Origin of the sequence: Mycobacterium szulgai, from assembly GCF_002116635.1 — a bacterium.
GTDB classification, from domain to species: domain Bacteria; phylum Actinomycetota; class Actinomycetes; order Mycobacteriales; family Mycobacteriaceae; genus Mycobacterium; species Mycobacterium szulgai.
In genome coordinates, this window is record NZ_LQPW01000156.1 from 33,721 (window position 1) to 49,534 (window position 15,814).

12 protein-coding genes and 1 pseudogene are annotated in these 15,814 nt (G+C 67.3%); 4 read left to right on the forward strand and 9 right to left on the reverse strand.

The genetic code is table 11. The features are described from left to right. Positions 1 to 111: 111 nt before the first annotated feature. Both AWC27_RS23740 and AWC27_RS23745 read right to left on the reverse strand, forming a co-directional pair. Positions 112 to 566, reverse strand: a pseudogene (locus AWC27_RS23740) (nitroreductase family deazaflavin-dependent oxidoreductase). 25 nt (positions 567 to 591) lie between these two features. Beyond that, the gene (locus AWC27_RS23745) at positions 592 to 1,014 is read right to left on the reverse strand and encodes an HIT family protein (protein WP_085672719.1); all 423 of its coding nucleotides are present in this window, start codon (positions 1,012 to 1,014) and stop codon (positions 592 to 594) included. 59 nt (positions 1,015 to 1,073) lie between these two features. On the opposite strand from AWC27_RS23745, the gene AWC27_RS23750 reads away from it, so the two are divergent. The 3 genes from AWC27_RS23750 (at position 1,074) to AWC27_RS23760 (ending at position 4,396) form a co-directional block, all read left to right on the forward strand. After that, the gene (locus AWC27_RS23750) at positions 1,074 to 2,474 is read left to right on the forward strand and encodes an amidase (RefSeq protein WP_085672720.1); all 1,401 of its coding nucleotides are present in this window, start codon (positions 1,074 to 1,076) and stop codon (positions 2,472 to 2,474) included. Next, complete coding sequence (locus AWC27_RS23755; protein ID WP_085672750.1) at positions 2,471 to 3,583, forward strand: adenylate/guanylate cyclase domain-containing protein; 1,113 nt, start codon at positions 2,471 to 2,473, stop codon at positions 3,581 to 3,583. Before AWC27_RS23750 ends, AWC27_RS23755 begins: the two co-directional genes overlap by 4 nt. Positions 3,584 to 3,826: 243 nt before the next feature. Further along, positions 3,827 to 4,396, forward strand: coding sequence for a hypothetical protein (locus AWC27_RS23760; RefSeq protein WP_085672721.1), 570 nt, complete (start codon positions 3,827 to 3,829; stop codon positions 4,394 to 4,396). Between the two features lie 5 nt (positions 4,397 to 4,401). Here the strand turns inward: AWC27_RS23760 and AWC27_RS23765 are convergent, their stop codons facing one another. Next, positions 4,402 to 6,312 carry a serine/threonine-protein kinase PknH/PknJ gene (locus AWC27_RS23765; protein WP_085672722.1) on the reverse strand — a complete coding sequence of 637 codons (1,911 nt, stop codon included), beginning with the start codon at positions 6,310 to 6,312 and terminating at the stop codon, positions 4,402 to 4,404. Positions 6,313 to 6,426: 114 nt separating this feature from the next. Between AWC27_RS23765 and AWC27_RS32900 the strand changes: the two genes are divergently transcribed. After that, on the forward strand, positions 6,427 to 6,558 hold the full coding sequence (locus AWC27_RS32900; RefSeq protein WP_264079066.1) for a hypothetical protein: 132 nt from the start codon (positions 6,427 to 6,429) through the stop codon (positions 6,556 to 6,558). Positions 6,559 to 6,560: 2 nt separating this feature from the next. Here AWC27_RS32900 and AWC27_RS23770 read toward each other — a convergent pair whose 3' ends face one another. The 6 genes from AWC27_RS23770 to AWC27_RS23795 all read right to left on the reverse strand — a co-directional run bounded on the left by AWC27_RS23770 (position 6,561) and on the right by AWC27_RS23795 (position 15,803). Next, positions 6,561 to 8,933, reverse strand: a complete 2,373-nt coding sequence (locus AWC27_RS23770) for an FHA domain-containing protein (RefSeq protein ID WP_085672723.1) — start codon at positions 8,931 to 8,933, stop codon at positions 6,561 to 6,563. Between the two features lie 16 nt (positions 8,934 to 8,949). Beyond that, positions 8,950 to 10,833, reverse strand: coding sequence for a serine/threonine-protein kinase (locus AWC27_RS23775; protein ID WP_085672724.1), 1,884 nt, complete (start codon positions 10,831 to 10,833; stop codon positions 8,950 to 8,952). Between the two features lie 92 nt (positions 10,834 to 10,925). After that, complete coding sequence (locus AWC27_RS23780; protein WP_085672725.1) at positions 10,926 to 12,725, reverse strand: serine/threonine-protein kinase; 1,800 nt, start codon at positions 12,723 to 12,725, stop codon at positions 10,926 to 10,928. Between the two features lie 193 nt (positions 12,726 to 12,918). Then, entirely contained in the window at positions 12,919 to 14,079 is a 1,161-nt protein-coding gene (gene embR, locus AWC27_RS23785; protein WP_085672726.1) for an ATPase/transcriptional regulator EmbR, read from the reverse strand. A gap of 124 nt (positions 14,080 to 14,203) precedes the next feature. After that, entirely contained in the window at positions 14,204 to 14,902 is a 699-nt protein-coding gene (locus tag AWC27_RS23790) for a cysteine peptidase family C39 domain-containing protein (RefSeq protein ID WP_085672727.1), read from the reverse strand. A 199-nt stretch (positions 14,903 to 15,101) separates the two neighbouring features. Next, on the reverse strand, positions 15,102 to 15,803 hold the full coding sequence (locus tag AWC27_RS23795) for a C39 family peptidase (protein ID WP_085672751.1): 702 nt from the start codon (positions 15,801 to 15,803) through the stop codon (positions 15,102 to 15,104). Positions 15,804 to 15,814 lie beyond the last annotated feature (11 nt).

Consider the following 15,814-nt stretch of genomic DNA (forward strand, 5'->3'; position numbering starts at 1 on the left):
GCCAGCTTTAGCCAGCTTCCGGCCAGCTCCAGCCGGCTCCGAGGGTGATTAGCGGTCCTCCACTGCCTGCGTTTAGCAGAATAAACCGCCGCGCCCGGCCCGGGCGGCGGATTACCCGGTGCCCTGCGGCGTCAACGCGAATATATGGATGGGCCGCGAGGTCTGATGCTGGTAGCCGTTGTAACGGTTGCCGTTGTTCTTGTTAACCAGCTGCCACAGTCGCGGGTAGTCCGGGTCGTCCGGAGCGATGCGCCGCGCGGTCACCGCGAATCGCCTTGGGCCGACGTTGATTTCGCACTCCGGGCGGTTGCGCAGGTTGTGGTACCAGCCGGGATACCGGTCGGCGCCGCCGTTGGAGGCCACGATCAGATACGAGTCGCCGTCGCGGGCATACGACAGCGTCGTGGTGCGCGGCCGGCCGCTCTTCGCACCGACGGTGTGTAGCAGCAGCTGTTCGGCATGCCCGGTATCCGGTGTCCGAGCCAGCCGTGGCTTTTCTGATAGATCGAGTCGTGCAGCGGCAGCAGCCGCATGCCCACCTGTTCAAGCTGATGCATAAGGCTCATGAATCCAGTCCTACCGGCCGGCGGATTACTGACTGATGCGGGCCAGCGCGTCCCGCAGGATCTGGCCGGTGGCTTCGCGGTCCGGATCCCGGCGCAGCACCAGTCCCTTGGCCACCGACAGCTTGTCGCCGTTGCGCCGCGGCAGCACGTGCAGGTGGATGTGGGACACCGTCTGAAACGCGGCGCGTCCGTCGTTGATGCCGATATTGGTGGCGTCGGCCAATTCCGTGGCCCGGGCCGCGCGCGCGACCCGCTGGCCGATGGTGATCATGTCGGCCAGGGTCTGCGATGGGGTGTCGGTGAGGTCGACGGTGTGTTGTTTGGGCAGCACCAGGGTGTGGCCGCGAGTGAACGGCCGGATATCGAGGATGGCCAGATAGCCGTCGTCTTCATAGATCCGGATCGCCGGAGCTTCCCCGCTGGAGATCGCACAGAACACGCAGGACACTGACGTCACGTTACTGGACCCGCGGCAACGGCCGGTTGGTCAGCGGATACGCTGCGGCGATGGACCTCAGCGATCCAAGGGATATCGCGTTCGCCGGGGCGGCGGCCCAGGCTCGGATGCTGGCCGACGGCGAAGTCACCGCACCGGTATTGCTCGAGATTTACCTGGAACGGATCGAGCGGTTCGATAGTGACCTGCGCGCCTACCGCGTGGTGCGTTACGACGGCGCGCGCGAGGAGGCCGCCCTCGCCCAGCAGCGCCTCGACGCCGGTGAGCGGCTGCCGCTGCTGGGCGTGCCGATCGCGATCAAGGACGATGCCGACGTCGCCGGCGAGGTGACCGCGTACGGCAGCGGCGCGCACGGTCCGGCGGTGAGCTCCGACGCGGAGGTGGTCCGCCGGCTGCGCGCCGCGGGTGCGGTCGTCATCGGCAAGACCAACGTGCCCGAGCTGATGATCATGCCGTTCACCGAGTCGCTGACGTTCGGGGCCACGCGCAATCCGTGGAACCTGCGGCGCGCCCCGGGCGGCAGCAGCGGCGGCAGTGCGGCCGCGGTGGCCGCCGGGCTGGCTTCGATGGCGCTGGGCTCCGACGGCGGGGGATCGATTCGTATCCCCGCGACCTGGTGCGGCCTGTTCGGGCTCAAGCCGCAGCGGGACCGCATCTCGCTGGAGCCGCACGACGGCGCATGGCAGGGGCTGAGCGTCAACGGCCCACTCACGCGTTCGGTAATGGACGCGGCGTTGTTTCTCGATGCGACGACGACGGTGCCCGGTCCGCAAGGTCAGTTCGCCGACGCGGCGGCACGCGAGCCGGGTCAGTTGCGAATTGCGTTGAGCGCCAAAGGCCCAACGCCGCTGCCGGCCCGGTGCGGCAAGGCGCAGCTGGCCGCGCTCGAGCAGGCCGGGGCGCTGCTGCGCGACCTGGGCCACGAAGTGATCAACCGCGATCCCGATTATCCGGCCCTGGCTACCTACGCCAACTTCCTGCCGCGCTTCCTGCGTGGTGTCAGCGACGACGCCGACGCCCAAGCCCACCCGGAACGGCTGGAACCGCGTACCCGCTCGCTGGCCTGGCTTGGCTCGTTCTTCTCCGACCGCCGGATGGCGGCCCTGCGCACCGCGGAGGAGGGGGTGAGCCGGCGGATCCAGTCGATCTTCAGCGATGTGGATGTCCTGTTGACCCCGGGCACCGCGATGGGTCCGCCGCGCATCGGCGCCTACCAGCGCCGTGGTGGGGTGTCGACGTTGTTCCTGGTGGCCCGGCGGATTCCGTACTACCAGGTGTGGAATGTCACCGGCCAGCCCGCCGCCGTGGTGCCGTGGGATTTCGACGACGACGGCCTGCCGATGTCGGTGCAGCTGGTGGGCCGGCCCTACGACGAGGCGACGCTGCTGTCGCTGGCCGCGCAGATCGAAGCCGCCAGACCGTGGGCACACCGGCGGCCGCCGGTGTCATGACGGACGACGACCCCCAAAATCTCCTCGACGGGCTCGAGGGCGCCGCGCGCGCCGAGCGTGCCGAGTTGGTGGACTGGTTGCTTGCCGAAGGCATCACCGCCGAGGAGATCCGGTCGACCAACCCGCCGCTGCTGCTGGCGACCCGCCACCTCGTCGGCGACGACGGCACCTATGTATCCGCCCGGGAGATCAGCGAGAGCCACGGCGTCGACCTGGAGTTGCTGCAGCGAGTGCAGCGCGCCGTCGGACTGGCCAGGGTGGACGACCCGGACGCGGTCGTGCACATGCGGGCTGACCTCGTCGCGGCCGCAAACGCGCAGCGCTTCATCGAACTTGGGTTGAGCCCCGACCAGGTGGTGCAGGTGGTGCGGGTACTGGCCGAAGGACTGTCGCACGCCGCGGAGGTGATGCGTTACACCGCGCTGTCGACGATCATGCGCCCGGGCGTTACCGAGCTGCAGATCGCTCAGGCATCAAAAGCGCTGGTGAGCCGCGTTGCGCCGTTACTCGGTCCGATGATCCAGGACATGCTGTTCATGCAGTTGCGCCACATGCTGGAAACCGAAGCGGTCAACGCCGGTGAGCGGGCCGCCGGTAAACCGCTGCCGGGTGCCCGCCAGGTCACCGTGGCCTTCGCCGATCTAGTGGGCTTCACCAAGCTGGGTGAGGTGGTGTCGGCCGAGGAGCTCGGCCGGCTCGCCGGCCGGCTGGCAGATCTCGCCCGCGACCTGACCGTGCCGCCGGTGCGGTTCATCAAGACGATCGGCGATGCGGTGATGCTCGTCTGCCCCGACCCGGCGCCGCTGCTGGACACCGTCATCAAGCTGGTCGACGTGGTGGACACCGACGACAGCTTCCCCCGGTTGCGGGCCGGGGTCGCCTCCGGGATGGCGGTGAGCCGGGCCGGCGACTGGTTCGGCAGTCCGGTGAACGCGGCGAGCCGGGTTACCGGGGTGGCGCGGCCGGGGACGGTGCTGGTCACCGAGGCAGTGCACGACGACGTAAAAGGCTTGGCAAATTCGGCGGGGTTCCATTGGTCGTTCACGGGCGCCCGTCGGCTCAAGGGCATCAAGGGTGAGGCGAAGCTTTTCCGGGTGCGGCGCGTCTAACGCGGACACCGCAGACATATGGGCAGGCCCGGGCGACTCTTGGGGGCGTCCGACTCCGTCTTATGCGGGTCCGACACGGCCGGATTCCACCCCATCTTCCGGCACTTTTGACTGGTCGCTTCCGGGCCTGCTTCGGTACCAAAAATACGCCGGTGCTTGGCGATGGGCAACGGTCTATCGCCATTGCGTTCGCCGCCGGTGAACGCCATTCCATTGGATGTGTAACGGTGTAATCATGTAATCATGAAACACCAACACATGCATGGACGCCGGTACGGGCGCCCCGGGGGCTGGCAGCAGGCCGAGCAACCCGATGCCAGCGGTGCGGCCGAATGGTTCGCCGGACGGCTGCCCGAAGGATGGTTCGACGGCGACCCCGCGGTCGTCGTCGACCGCGAAGAGATCACCGTGGTCGGCAAGCTGCCCGGCGAAACCGAAAGCGAAGAGCGTGCGCAGGGCCGGGTCTCGCGGTTTCGGGAAGAGACCCGGCCGGAGCGGATGAAGATCGCCGACGAGGCTCAAGATCGCTACGGGCGCAAGGTTTCCTGGGGCGTCGAGGTCGATTCGGACAGCGGTGCCGAGCGAATTCTGTTCACCCACATAGCAGTTCCGGTCATGACGAGACTCAAGCAACCAGAACGTCAGGTGCTCGACACGCTCGTCGACGCCGGCGTGGCGCGCTCGCGCGCCGATGCTCTGGCGTGGTCGGTCAAGCTGGTCGGCGAGCACACCGAGGAGTGGCTGGCCAAATTGCGCGATGCCATGTCGGCCGTCGACGACCTACGGGCGCAGGGACCCGATCTGCCGGGTTAACGCCATCAGGCCTTATTGATCTTGGCGATGATCCGGTCGACGATCTGCCCGCCCTGATCGGTGATCTTGTAGCCGCACGCGTTGACGTCGGCCACCACGTTGTTGGCCACACTCAGCGCGCGCTGGCACTCCCAGCCGTCGGCGCCCTCCTGGGTATCCACCACCGTGATCCGCGGCGGGCTGCCTTCAACTTGGGCGAAGGTCCACCGGTACGTCTTGCCCTTGTTGGTGACGGTGACGGTCTTGCCCGCGCAGTTCTTCCACTTGCCCGCCGAAGTCTGCACGAAGTCGCGTGCCTTGTCGGCGGACGGGAAGGCGATGGCGGCCTGGTTGACCCAGTGGTCGTAATTGTCGCCAGGCTCGGACGACACCAGCGCGCTGATCCCGGTGTAGCCGGTGCCGGCGTAGACCGGGGCTTGGCTGGTGTAGAGCGCGCCTTGGCAATCCGGTTGGGAGACAGTCAATGTCGGGGCATCCATCGACGTAATGGGTTTGCCGGGCGCGATCGTCGATGCCCCCATCACCGAGTTGACTTCCGAAGGGCTGAGCAGTAGCGAACTCAGCCGGTCCTCGGCGATGGGCTTGGGCGGCGGCTTGGGCTTCGGCTGAATCACCAGCCAGATGCCGATACCGCCCACGATCAAGACCAGCACGATGGCAACCGCGGCCACGATGGGCCAGGGATTGCGCTTGCCCGCCGGTGCCGGCCCCTGGCTCCACGGGGCTGGGCCGCCGGGCTGCTGTGGTGGCGGCACGGCCCGCTGGGGGCCACTCCACCCGCTGTTCGGGTAGGGGATGGGACCGCTGGGCGGGGACCATCCGGGCTGGTTGGCCGGTCGCTGCTGCGGCGTCGGACCCGACGGGGGATAGGACTGCGCCGGCTGATATTGGGGCCGCTGCTGCTGCGGCTGCTGCGGCGGCGTGACGGGAACCGGCCGCGAGGGCGGATTCGACGGCGGATTCGACGGCGGGGCCAGCGCGGTGGCCGGCTTGGTCGGCGGCGCCGGGGCCGGGACGGGCGGACCGGGCAGGGTGGACTCCTGGCTGCGGCGCAGGATGTCGGCGGCGTGATCCTGGTCGGGATCACTGAGCGCTTCATGGGCGGCCAGCGCCAGATCGCCCGCACTGGCGTAGCGGTCCTCGGGCTTTTTGGCCATGCCGCGAGCCACCACCGTGTCGAACGCCTTGGGGATGCCCGCGCGCGCGACGCTGGGCTGGGGGATGGGATCCATGAGATGGGCGGTCACCAAGGTGCCGGCGCTGTCGGCGCGGTATGGCGGGGCGCCGGTCAGGCATTCGTGCAGCACGCAGGCCAGCGCGTAAATGTCGGCGCGGTAGGTGACCTCGTCATTGGAAAACCGTTCCGGGGCCATGTATTTCCAGGTGCCCACCGCGGTGCCCAGCTGGGTCAGCTTCTCGTCGGTGGTGGCGCTGGCGATCCCGAAGTCGACCAGATAGGCGAAATCGTCGCGGGTGACCAGAATGTTCTGCGGCTTGACGTCGCGGTGCATCACGCCGGCTGCGTGTGCGGCGTCCAGGGCCGAGGCGATCTGGGTGATGATGGCGACCGCGCGCGGCGGTGTCAGCGGGCCGAAACGCTTGAGCAGGCTGTCCAGGTCGGTGCCCTCCACGAGGCGCATCTCTAAAAACAGCTGCCCGTCGACTTCGCCGTAGTCGTGGATGGGCACCACGTGGGGTTCCTGCAGTCGGCCGGCGATGCGGGCTTCGCGCTTCATCCGCTCGCGAAATACCGGGTCCTTGCTGAACTCCGCGGTCATCACCTTCAGAGCGACGGTCCACTCCTTGACAGTGTGCTCGGCCTCGTAAACCTCGCCCATCCCGCCGCGGCCCAGCAACCGCTTGAGGTGGTAAGGGCCGAACGTGGACCCCACCCGCGAGTCCTGCGCGTCGCTCATTGCTGATCCTCCAAATCAACCCGCAATGCGCCGACACTATCCCAAGCATCCGTCAAGGATGTGGCAAGTGCACCGGCAGATGCTTCTCCCAGCAGCCAAACCAAGGGGAGAAAGATGCTTACTACCGCCGCCGAGCGTGCCTGGTCCTACGGGGTCTACTACCTCGGCTACCGGCTGCTGTCGGTCCAGCTATCCTACGGCGAACTGGCCGTCAGCGGCGTCCCCTTCATGATGAAGCATGCCTGAAATCACTTGCGGGCCTTGCGTTGTGGGTCCAGGCGCCGCAACTGTAGCCCGATCAGCAGCGCCAGCACGATGGCCTGCGCCAGGCATGCCCCGGCGGCCAGCAGCCAGGTACTGACGTCGTAGTCCCACAACGGATCCTGTTCTCCGCCGGGCACGGTCCGGCGCAGGTCGTTGAGATCGACCGTCGAAGCTCCCATCGCAAAGGCCCACCGCGACGGCGACAGCCAAGCCAGCTGCTCGAGCGGGATGCGGCCCTTCACCCCGAACATCCCGCCGCACAGCACCAGTTCGGCGAAGACCACCAGCACCAGCAGTGGCATACCCCGGTCGGCGTTGCCGATCATCGCTGAGATCAACAGGCCGATGATCATCGTGACCACGGTGACGGCGACGACCGCGACCGCCACCTCCAGCCTGGGCCACGGCAGCACCACCGACTGATCCGGCGGCGGCAGGAACGCGACCCCGAGGAAGCCCAGAATCAGTCCCTGCACAGTGGTCAGCACCGTCAGCACCACCAGCTTGGACGCCAGATAGGCGCCGCCGGATAAGCCGATGCCATGTTCTCGGCGGTATATGGCTTGCTCCTTGACGATTTCGCGGATCGAGGCCGCGCACCCCATCAACCCGCCGCCGATGATGAGCAACACCAGCAATTGGGAGGGCTGCGTCGACTTCTGGGCAATCGCCTTGGCCAGTGACAAACCCGCCTCGCCCGGCACGGCATAGGCGAACAAACTGAGCAGTAAAGGCAGCAGCAGCAGAAACACCGAATACTGCCGATCGGCGGCAATGACCGCGAGGTACCGCCGGGAGAGGATGGCGAACTGGGCCAGTGCACTCTGCTGGGCCACCGGTTTCGCCGTCGGCGCCGGGCCGGGGTGGGGCGCCCGCTGCGGCGGGCGCGGGGCAAGTGCCGCGCGCAGCGGTGAGCTGTTGAACCGGGCGGTCCAGTCGGTGGCCTTGTCGTGTTCGAGGAGGGTGAACAGGTCGGCGAAGTCGGTGCAGTTGAAGTAGCTCAGCGCCTGTTGCGGCGGTCCGAAATAGGCCAGCCGCCCGCCGGGGGCCAAGATCAGCAGCCGGTCGCACATGTTGAGGTGGGCGATGTTGTGGGTGACCACCACCACCGAGCGCCCGTCGTCGGCCAGCGAGCGCAGTGTTTGCATCACCGACTTCTCATAGCCCGGGTCAAGACCCGAGGTCGGTTCGTCGAGGAACAGCAGCGACGGTTTGGTCAGCAGCTCCAGCGCGACGCTCGTGCGTTTACGCTGACCACCCGACAGGCTGTCGATGCGCTGGTCGGCCTGGGTGGACAGCCCGAGCTCGGTCAGTACCTCCTCGATGCGCTGCTTGCGTTCGCCGGCCGAGACGTCCTGCGGAAACCTAAGGCGCGCTGCGTAATTCAGTGCCCGACGGACTGTCAGCGGGGTGTGCAGGATGTCGTCCTGCGGCACAAAGCCGATGCGGTGCCGCAGCTCGGCGTAGTTGTCGTAGAGGTCGCGCTCGTCATAGCGAACCGAACCGCTGCCGGCCGGGCGGAATCCGGTGAGCGCGCCCAGCAATGTCGATTTCCCGGCGCCGCTGGGGCCCACCACCGCCAGCAGGCTGCGTTGCGGCAGGGCGAAGGTGACGTCGGACAGCAGCACGCGGCCTTTATTGGTGACCACCCGCAGGTTGGACGCTTCGTACGAAATATCGCCGGTGTCAACGTATTCCACCAGCCGATCGCCGGACAGGTGCATCAGCTGGTGGCCGATGCCGACGATGTCGTTGGGCCCGATGAGCGCCCGGTTGATTCGATTGCCGTTGACGTAGGTGCCATTGGCGCTGTGATTGTCGACCAGCTCCCACTGGTTGCCCGAGCGGCGCAGCATCGCGTGGCGCCGGGATACCAGCAGGTCGTTGAGGACGACGTTGTTGTCCTGCCCGCGGCCGATCGTGATGACCAATTGGTCGATGGCGTGCACGGCCGTGGGCGGGCGGGCGACCGTCGTCCCGCCCGGTATCGGCGGCTCAGCGGCATTGGGCCTGCCCGCGGCGGGCTGTGGCGGGGTTGCCGGGTGCAGTTCCACTACCTCTCCGGACGACACCGAACCCAGCACCACGGTGACCGGCTGCCGGATCGCCAGGCGCTCGACGCGCTGCCCGTCCAGAAACGTGCCGTTGCTGCTGCGGTTGACCAGCACCCAGCCCTCGGAGGTGGGCTCGAGCACCGCGTGGTCGCGTGACACTCGCGGATTGTCTAGGCGGATATCGGCTTCCGCGGCGCGGCCGATGGTCCATACCCGGTTTGCGGTGGCGTGCCAGGTACGTCCGGCGGCCCTCAGCTCCAGCTGAGCCAAACTGGTGGCTTGTCTGTCTTGCCTGTCTTGCATGTGCAGCCTCCGATGCCTACGAGTGGGAAGCCCACCATTTGTACAGCTGATCGAGAGTTTGCGGATTTCCCGCGGCGAGCCCGAACATCAGCGTCTGCTCATTGCTCCACATCACCTGCGGCTCGTTGCCTTTGTAGTTGCCGCAGGCGATCTGACCGAGGACAGTCTTTGGGTCCTGGTTGTGCCACCACGTGCCCGGCGATGCTTTCCCGCCGGGACACCCCTGGATGGTGAAGGTGCCGATGAAAGCGGTGAAGGCTTTCTTTACCGCGGCAACGTCGGAGTAGAGCCCGAAGGCCGAGACTTTCGGACCGTTGGGATCGGTGTTCTGTCCGCACTTGACCGAAACCACCGCGCCCGGCATCGGTTGACTATCCGGCGTGCAGCTGCCGGGGGGAAAGCCCGGCGGCAGCAGGCTCATCAGCCGTGCCTGGGCAGCCGAAGTCGGCGTGGTGGGCGTTGTCGTGGTCGGCGTAGTGGTGGGTGGCGTGGTCCGGGTGGTGGTTGTGGTGGTGGTCGTCCGGCGCGCGTCGGGCTGTGGCTTATCGTCGTCCTTGGTGGCCGCCCAGATAGCGATGGCGCCCAGGATGAGGACGAGGAAGAGCGCGGCTACTCCGGTGACGATCGCCCACGGGTTGCGCCCGCGTGCGGGCACGGGCGGCAGACCTGGTGGCCCGGGCGGCCCGGGCGGCAGGCCGGCAAACTGTGGCGGCGGCCCGGGCGGCGGCCCGGGGTTCCAGGCTGCAGGGGGCGGGGCCATTGGGGGCGGGCCGGGGTTCGGCATGACCGGCACTGCGGGCCAGGACGGATAACTCGGCGGGCCCACCGGGGTGGTGGGCGCCGCGATCGGAGTCGTCGGCGCCGGCGGGTGCTGGATGGTTTGCTGCCCAGCTGGCCCAGCTGGCCCAGCTGGCCCAGCTGGCCCAGCTGGCCGAGTGGGCCCAGTGGGCCCAGTGGGCCCAGCTGGCCCAGCTGGCCGAGTGGGCCCAGTGGGCCCAGCTGGCCCAGCCGGCAGGGTGGCTTCCCGGCTCCGGCGCAGGATGGTCTTGGCCCGGTTCTGGTCGGGAGTGCTCAGTGCCTCGTGTGCGGCCCGCCCCAGATCACCCGCGCTGGCGTAGCGGTCCAGCGGCCGCTTGGCCATGCCGCGAGCGATCACCTCGTCAAAGGCGCGGGGAATACCCGAGTGTGCAGCGCTGGGCCGTGGGATCGGGTCCATCATGTGGGCACTGACCAGCATCCCTGCGCTGTCGGACGGGTACGGTGCCACGCCGGTCAGACATTCGTAGAGTACGCACGCCAACGCATAGATGTCGGCGCGGAAGGTCACCTCGTCGTTGGTAAACCGTTCGGGCGCCATGTATTTCCAGGTGCCCACCGCGGTGCCCATCTGGGTGAGCTTCTCGTCGGTGGTGGCGCTGGCGATGCCGAAGTCGACCAGATAGGCGAAGTCGTCGCGGGTGACCAGGATGTTGGGCGGCTTGACGTCGCGGTGCATCACCCCGGCGGCATGGGCGGCATCCAGGGCCGTGGCGATCTGGGTGACGATGGCCACCGCCCGCGGCGGCGGCAGCGGGCCGAAGCGTTTGAGCATGGTGTCCAGGTCGGTGCCCTCGATGAGGCGCATCTCCAGGAACATCAGCCCGTCGACTTCGCCGTAGTCGTGGATGGGCACCACGTGGGGTTCCTGCAGTCGGCCGGCGATGCGGGCTTCGCGCTTCATCCGTTCGCGGAATACCGGGTCGCTGCTGACGGACTCGGACATCAGTTTGACCGCGACCGTCCATCCCTTGACGGTGTGCTCGGCCTCGTAGACCTCGCCCATGCCGCCGCGGCCCAGCGGTCGTTTGAGAAGGTAGGGCCCGAACGTCTGCCCCGCCCGCGAGCCTTGCGCCTCGCTCATCGCTGCCCCTCCAAACCAACCGCACTCCCGCCGGCATTATCTATAGGCGGTCCGGGGTCGCCTATCCATAGGCCTGGCCCGGGGGCCATTGATCAGCCGTACTTGGCCCACCAGCTGTGCAGATCCTCCAGGGTTGCCGGGTCCCCGAAGACGTCGCTGAGCATGAGTTTGGACTCGTTGCTCCAGATCACGTTGGGGTGGTTCTTGTAGGTGCCACACGCGATCATCCCGGCCACGACATTGGGCGTCTTTGCGTAGTGCCAGGTGTCCGGCGAGGGTCCTTCGCCGGGGCAGTTGGACAGCTCGCCCGCGCCGATGTCGTCGTTGAAGGCCTGCTTGAGTGCGTCGAGGTTGGGGAACAGTCCGTAGACGGCGCGGCTCGGGCCGCCCTGGTTGGAGTTCTGCCCGCAGTCGACCATGGCAACCGCGCCGGTCCACACGCTGTTCGGCTTGGGTGTGGTCGCTGTGCAGGTGCCGCTGGAGTAGCCGGCCGGCAGGAAGCTGAGCAGCCGGCTTTGCGGGTCGGCCGGAGTGGTCGAAGTCGGCGGAGCCGACGACGTCCTGCTGGAGCTTGGGGTGGTGACCGGTGTCGACGAGTTGTCGGCGACCGGCTGCTTGTCATCGGGCTGGGTGGCGATCCAGATGCCGATGCCGGCAAGCGCGAGGACGACGACGGCGGCGGCGGCGCCGGCGACGATGGGCCACGGGTTGCGCTTGCGCGGTGCCGGTGATTGGTTCCAGGCCGTGGGGCCGCCCGGCTGCTGCGGTGGTGGGGTGCCCGGGGGTGTGCCACCCCAGCCGCTGCCCTGGAAGTACTGAGGGGTCGGCGCGGCGGCCGGGACCGGCCCGCTGGACCACTGCGGCTGGCCGGCCGGGGCGGGCCGCTGCATGGGCCCTGAACTCAGCGGGTCGCCATACGGCTGTGCCGGGGGCGCCGGCGCTGGGCCAGGCGGTGGCGTGCCGGCGGCAACCGTCGGCGGCTGCGAGGCCAGCCCGGTGCCGGGCATGGTGGATTCCCGGCTGCGGCGCAGGATGTCTTCGGCGTGGTCCTGATCGGGGTCGCTCAGCGCTTCTTTGGCGGCTCGCGCCAGGTCACCGGCGCTGGCATAGCGCTCCTCGGGCTTTTTGGCCATGCCGCGCGCAATCACGGCGTCGAACGACTTCGGAATGCCCGAACGGGCGGCGCTCACCTGCGGGACCGGGTCCATCAGGTGCGCGGTCACCAGCGTCGTCGCACTGTCGGCGCGGTACGGCGGAGAACCGGTCAGGCACTCGTAGAGCACGCAGGCCAGCGCGTAAATGTCGGCGCGGTAGGTCACCTCGTCGTTGGAGAACCGTTCGGGCGCCATGTATTTCCAGGTGCCCACCGCGGTGCCCAGCTGGGTCAGCTTCTCGTCGGTGGTGGCGCTGGCGATCCCGAAGTCGACCAGATAGGCGAAATCCTCACGGGTGACCAGGATGTTGGGCGGCTTGACGTCGCGGTGCATCACGCCGGCTGCGTGTGCGGCGTCCAGGGCCGAGGCGATCTGGGTGATGATGGCGACCGCGCGCGGCGGGGTCAGCGGGCCGAAACGCTTGAGCACACTGTCGAGGTCGGTGCCCTCGATCATGCGCATTTCCAAGTACATTTGGCCGTCGATTTCGCCGTAGTCGTGGATGGGTACCACGTGCGGTTCCTGCAACCGGCCGGCGATGCGCGCCTCGCGCTTCATCCGCTCGCGAAACACCGGGTCTTTGCTGAACTCTGCGGTCATCAGCTTGACCGCGACCGTCCACTCCTTGACGGTGTGCTCGGCCTCGTAAACCTCGCCCATCCCGCCGCGGCCCAGCAGCCGTTTGAGATGGTAAGGGCCGAACATTGACCCCACCCGCGAGTCTGACGCCTCGCTCATCGCCGATCCTCCTCAACCCACTCCGAATCCCGCCGACCCTACCAACAGGCCGTTGGACCCGGCTCGGCCAATAACCAACAGCCCCCGAACCCGGCAGGGCCCAGCAACCCATGACGGTAATCATGACGGTAAGGCATCGCCAGCACCACCGGTTCTGCCGCGGCCCGCATCGCTCAGGCTCGATTCGCCCGGGTCAGGCCTGGGTCGCGCCGGTGATCTGGAACGTGAATTCGTAGTCACAGATACGGATGTGGTCACCGTCGTTGAGGGTGGCCGCGGCGCGGATCCGTTGGTGCTGCACGTGTACGCCGTTCGAGGAGCGCAGATCGTTGATGATGTAGTTGGTGCCCGTGTCCACGATGACGGCGTGATGGCGGCTCACGTTCGCGCTGTCCAGCACGATGTCGTTGTCGCTGAGACGACCGATCCGGGTCGCCGCGGACTGCAAGGGGTATTTGCGGCCGGAGGCTATGTCGTGCAACGAGGCGATGGCCCGTTGGCCCGTGACCATCGTGCGCTGGTCGAGGACGGTGACGGTGCCGGCAGCGGTGGTTTTTGCCGTCTTCTTGGCGTCCAGCGGTTCCTGACGCAGGATCCGTTCGTTGAGCGCGCGCAGCGTCGGGCCGGGATCGATGCCGAGATCGTCGGCCAGGGTTGTCTTCACCCGCCGATAAGCGTTCAAGGCATCGGATTGACGGTCCGTGAGGTAGTAGGCGGTGATCAGCTGTGTCCACAGGGGCTCGCGGTACGGGTGCTCGATGACGAGAGCCTCGAGCTCGGTGATCACCGCGGACGCTCGTCCGCAAGCGATTTCGGCTTCGGCCTTGGCGGTGTGGGCCAGAATCTTGTCCTCGACGAGGGCAGTGGCAAAGGAATCGACGAACTGGAAGTCCCGTAGGTCGTCGAGCACAGGTCCGCGCCATTCCTTCAGTGCGGCTGAAAGGTAACGGCTGGCCTCCTCGAACCGGCCGGCGGCGGCGGCGTGCACACCCGCGGTCTTCTCGGCGATGAAGCGGCCCAGATCGCAGGTGTTGTCCGGAATGTTGAGCCGGTAACCCGGCGGCGCCGCGGCCAATACGGCTTTCGGGTCGATGCCGGCGTTGCTGAGCAGCTTGCGCAGATTGGACACGTAGGAGTGGATGCTGGCCCGTGCTCCCGACGGCGGCCACTCCTCCCAGAGGGCGGTGATGAGTGCGTCGACCCCGACGGGCCGGTTGCGGTTGATGACCAGCATGGCCAGCACTGCCCGCTGTTTCGGGGTGCCCAACGGCACCAGGGCACCGTCAATGCTCATCTCCAACGGTCCCAGCAGACCGAATTCGAGGCGTCTGTCCTCCATCGCGCTACCAGCCATTCCGTGTTGGCAACATGGTCTCAGTCCCTGTCATTGTGGTACGAAGTGCCCCGATCCACCTAAGAGACACCCGCAGGTCCCGTAGCGGAACCGTGCGGGTGTCCCAATTATGTTGGGGCAGTGGTCACTTGGTTTCCTGGGTGACGCTCATGAAGTTGTGGCTGGTGGCCCAGGCTTTGACGAAGATGTCGATCCGGATCTGCTCGTCGCGCCCGTTGGGGTTGCCGCTGTCGTTGAGGTGCACCACGCCGTTGGCGGTGTCGACACCGGTGACCACGACGGCGTGGTCGGCGCGCGGCTGGCCGTCGCTGCCCTTGCTCTCGACCGGCTGGTTCCAGATCATCTCGGCGTTGACCCCGACGATCACCTTGTGGCCGCTGCCCAGGTACTGCTCGAGTGCCTCCATGCCGGTGGCGACCCCGGTCTTGCCGGCGGTGTCAGCGTCGGTGTTGACCGCGTGGATTCCGTAGTGCGCCAGCAGGGTAGGCAGGTCGTCGGGGTCGGTGCCCATGCCGGAGTTGGGGTTGTTCTTGTCGGCCGGCTTGAGGTAGATCGAGCCTGGGTGGGTGGTGCTGGGGGTGTTCTGCGCAACCTTGATGATGGCCCGCTCCGAGGGCAGCTTGCCGGTCAGCTCGCCGACGACGTCGGCGCTCGACATGATCGCGCAGTCGTCGTAGTTCTGGTGGCGCCAGTACTTCGCGGCCGCCGTCGGGTCGCCGTACATGGTGCCCGACGACGCTTCGGCCGGGTTGGCCAGTCCGAGCGCGAGCGCGCTGGCGGCCGTGGCGAAGATGGCGGTCTTGATTGCGGTGGAGATTTTCATTGGTGGTCCTTTTCTCGGGGTCTCGTTCCGCAGTTGCGGAAGGGGCGTTGAGAAAAGGTTCGCGGGGTGGCCTTTTTGTTATCTCCTCGAATTCTTGGAGTGATCTGCCGAACCTGAATTCCGTTGGCCGCCAATGCTGCAAAGCGGGCAGCCACCCGGCATGAAACCGGGCGGCTGTCCGCGGTAGTAGTTTCTTGTGTCACTTGCCGGTGGTGACGACCACGAAGTAGTCGCTGGTGGCCCACGCTTTGGTGAACAGGTCCATGGGGATCTGCTCGTCGCGGCCCTTCTCGTTGCCGCTGTCGTTGAGATGCACCACGCCGTTGGCGGTGTCGACACCGGTCACCACCACGGCGTGGTCGCCCACTGGGTTGCCGTCGCTGTCCTTGGTCTCAACGGGCTGGCCCCAGATCATTTCGGCGTTCACGTCGACGATCACCTTGCGGCCACTGCCCAGATATTGCTCGAGCGCCTCGATGCCCGTGGCGACGCCGGTCTTTGGGCTGTGACTCTGATCGGTCATCTGGACCTCGACGCCGTAGTGTCCCAGCAGCGCCGGCAAGTCCCCGAAACTCGTGCCCTGGCCCGAGTTCGGGTGCTTCTTGTCGGCCGGCTTGACGTAAATGGAGCCGGGGTGCACGGTGCTGGGTGTGTTCTGAGCCAGCTTGATTATGGCTGCCTCCGAGGGTTCCTTGCCGGTCATCTGACCGACCACGTCGGCGCTGGCCATCAGCAGGCAGTCGTCGTATTTCTGGTAGCGCCACCACTTGGCGGCGGCTGCGGGATCCCCGTACATGGTGGCCGCCGATGCGTCGGCCGGACCGGCCACGCCGAGCGCGACGGCACCGGCGGCGACGGTCAACAGGGCGGTCTTCAATGCGGTCTTGAAAGCGTAGGTGATTTTCACGGTTG

Bases quoted from the DNA above. Each gene is read 5' to 3' on its own strand.
- AWC27_RS23755 (WP_085672750.1), top strand. From the start codon at position 2,471: ATGACGGACGACGACCCCCAAAATCTCCTCGACGGGCTCGAGGGCGCC.
- AWC27_RS23750 (WP_085672720.1), top strand. From the start codon at position 1,074: ATGGACCTCAGCGATCCAAGGGATATCGCGTTCGCCGGGGCGGCGGCC.
- embR (WP_085672726.1), bottom strand. From the start codon at position 14,079: ATGGCTGGTAGCGCGATGGAGGACAGACGCCTCGAATTCGGTCTGCTG.
- AWC27_RS23780 (WP_085672725.1), bottom strand. From the start codon at position 12,725: ATGAGCGAGGCGTCAGACTCGCGGGTGGGGTCAATGTTCGGCCCTTAC.
- AWC27_RS23775 (WP_085672724.1), bottom strand. From the start codon at position 10,833: ATGAGCGAGGCGCAAGGCTCGCGGGCGGGGCAGACGTTCGGGCCCTAC.
- AWC27_RS23790 (WP_085672727.1), bottom strand. From the start codon at position 14,902: ATGAAAATCTCCACCGCAATCAAGACCGCCATCTTCGCCACGGCCGCC.
- AWC27_RS23770 (WP_085672723.1), bottom strand. From the start codon at position 8,933: ATGCAAGACAGGCAAGACAGACAAGCCACCAGTTTGGCTCAGCTGGAG.
- AWC27_RS23765 (WP_085672722.1), bottom strand. From the start codon at position 6,312: ATGAGCGACGCGCAGGACTCGCGGGTGGGGTCCACGTTCGGCCCTTAC.
- AWC27_RS23760 (WP_085672721.1), top strand. From the start codon at position 3,827: ATGAAACACCAACACATGCATGGACGCCGGTACGGGCGCCCCGGGGGC.
- AWC27_RS32900 (WP_264079066.1), top strand. From the start codon at position 6,427: ATGCTTACTACCGCCGCCGAGCGTGCCTGGTCCTACGGGGTCTACTAC.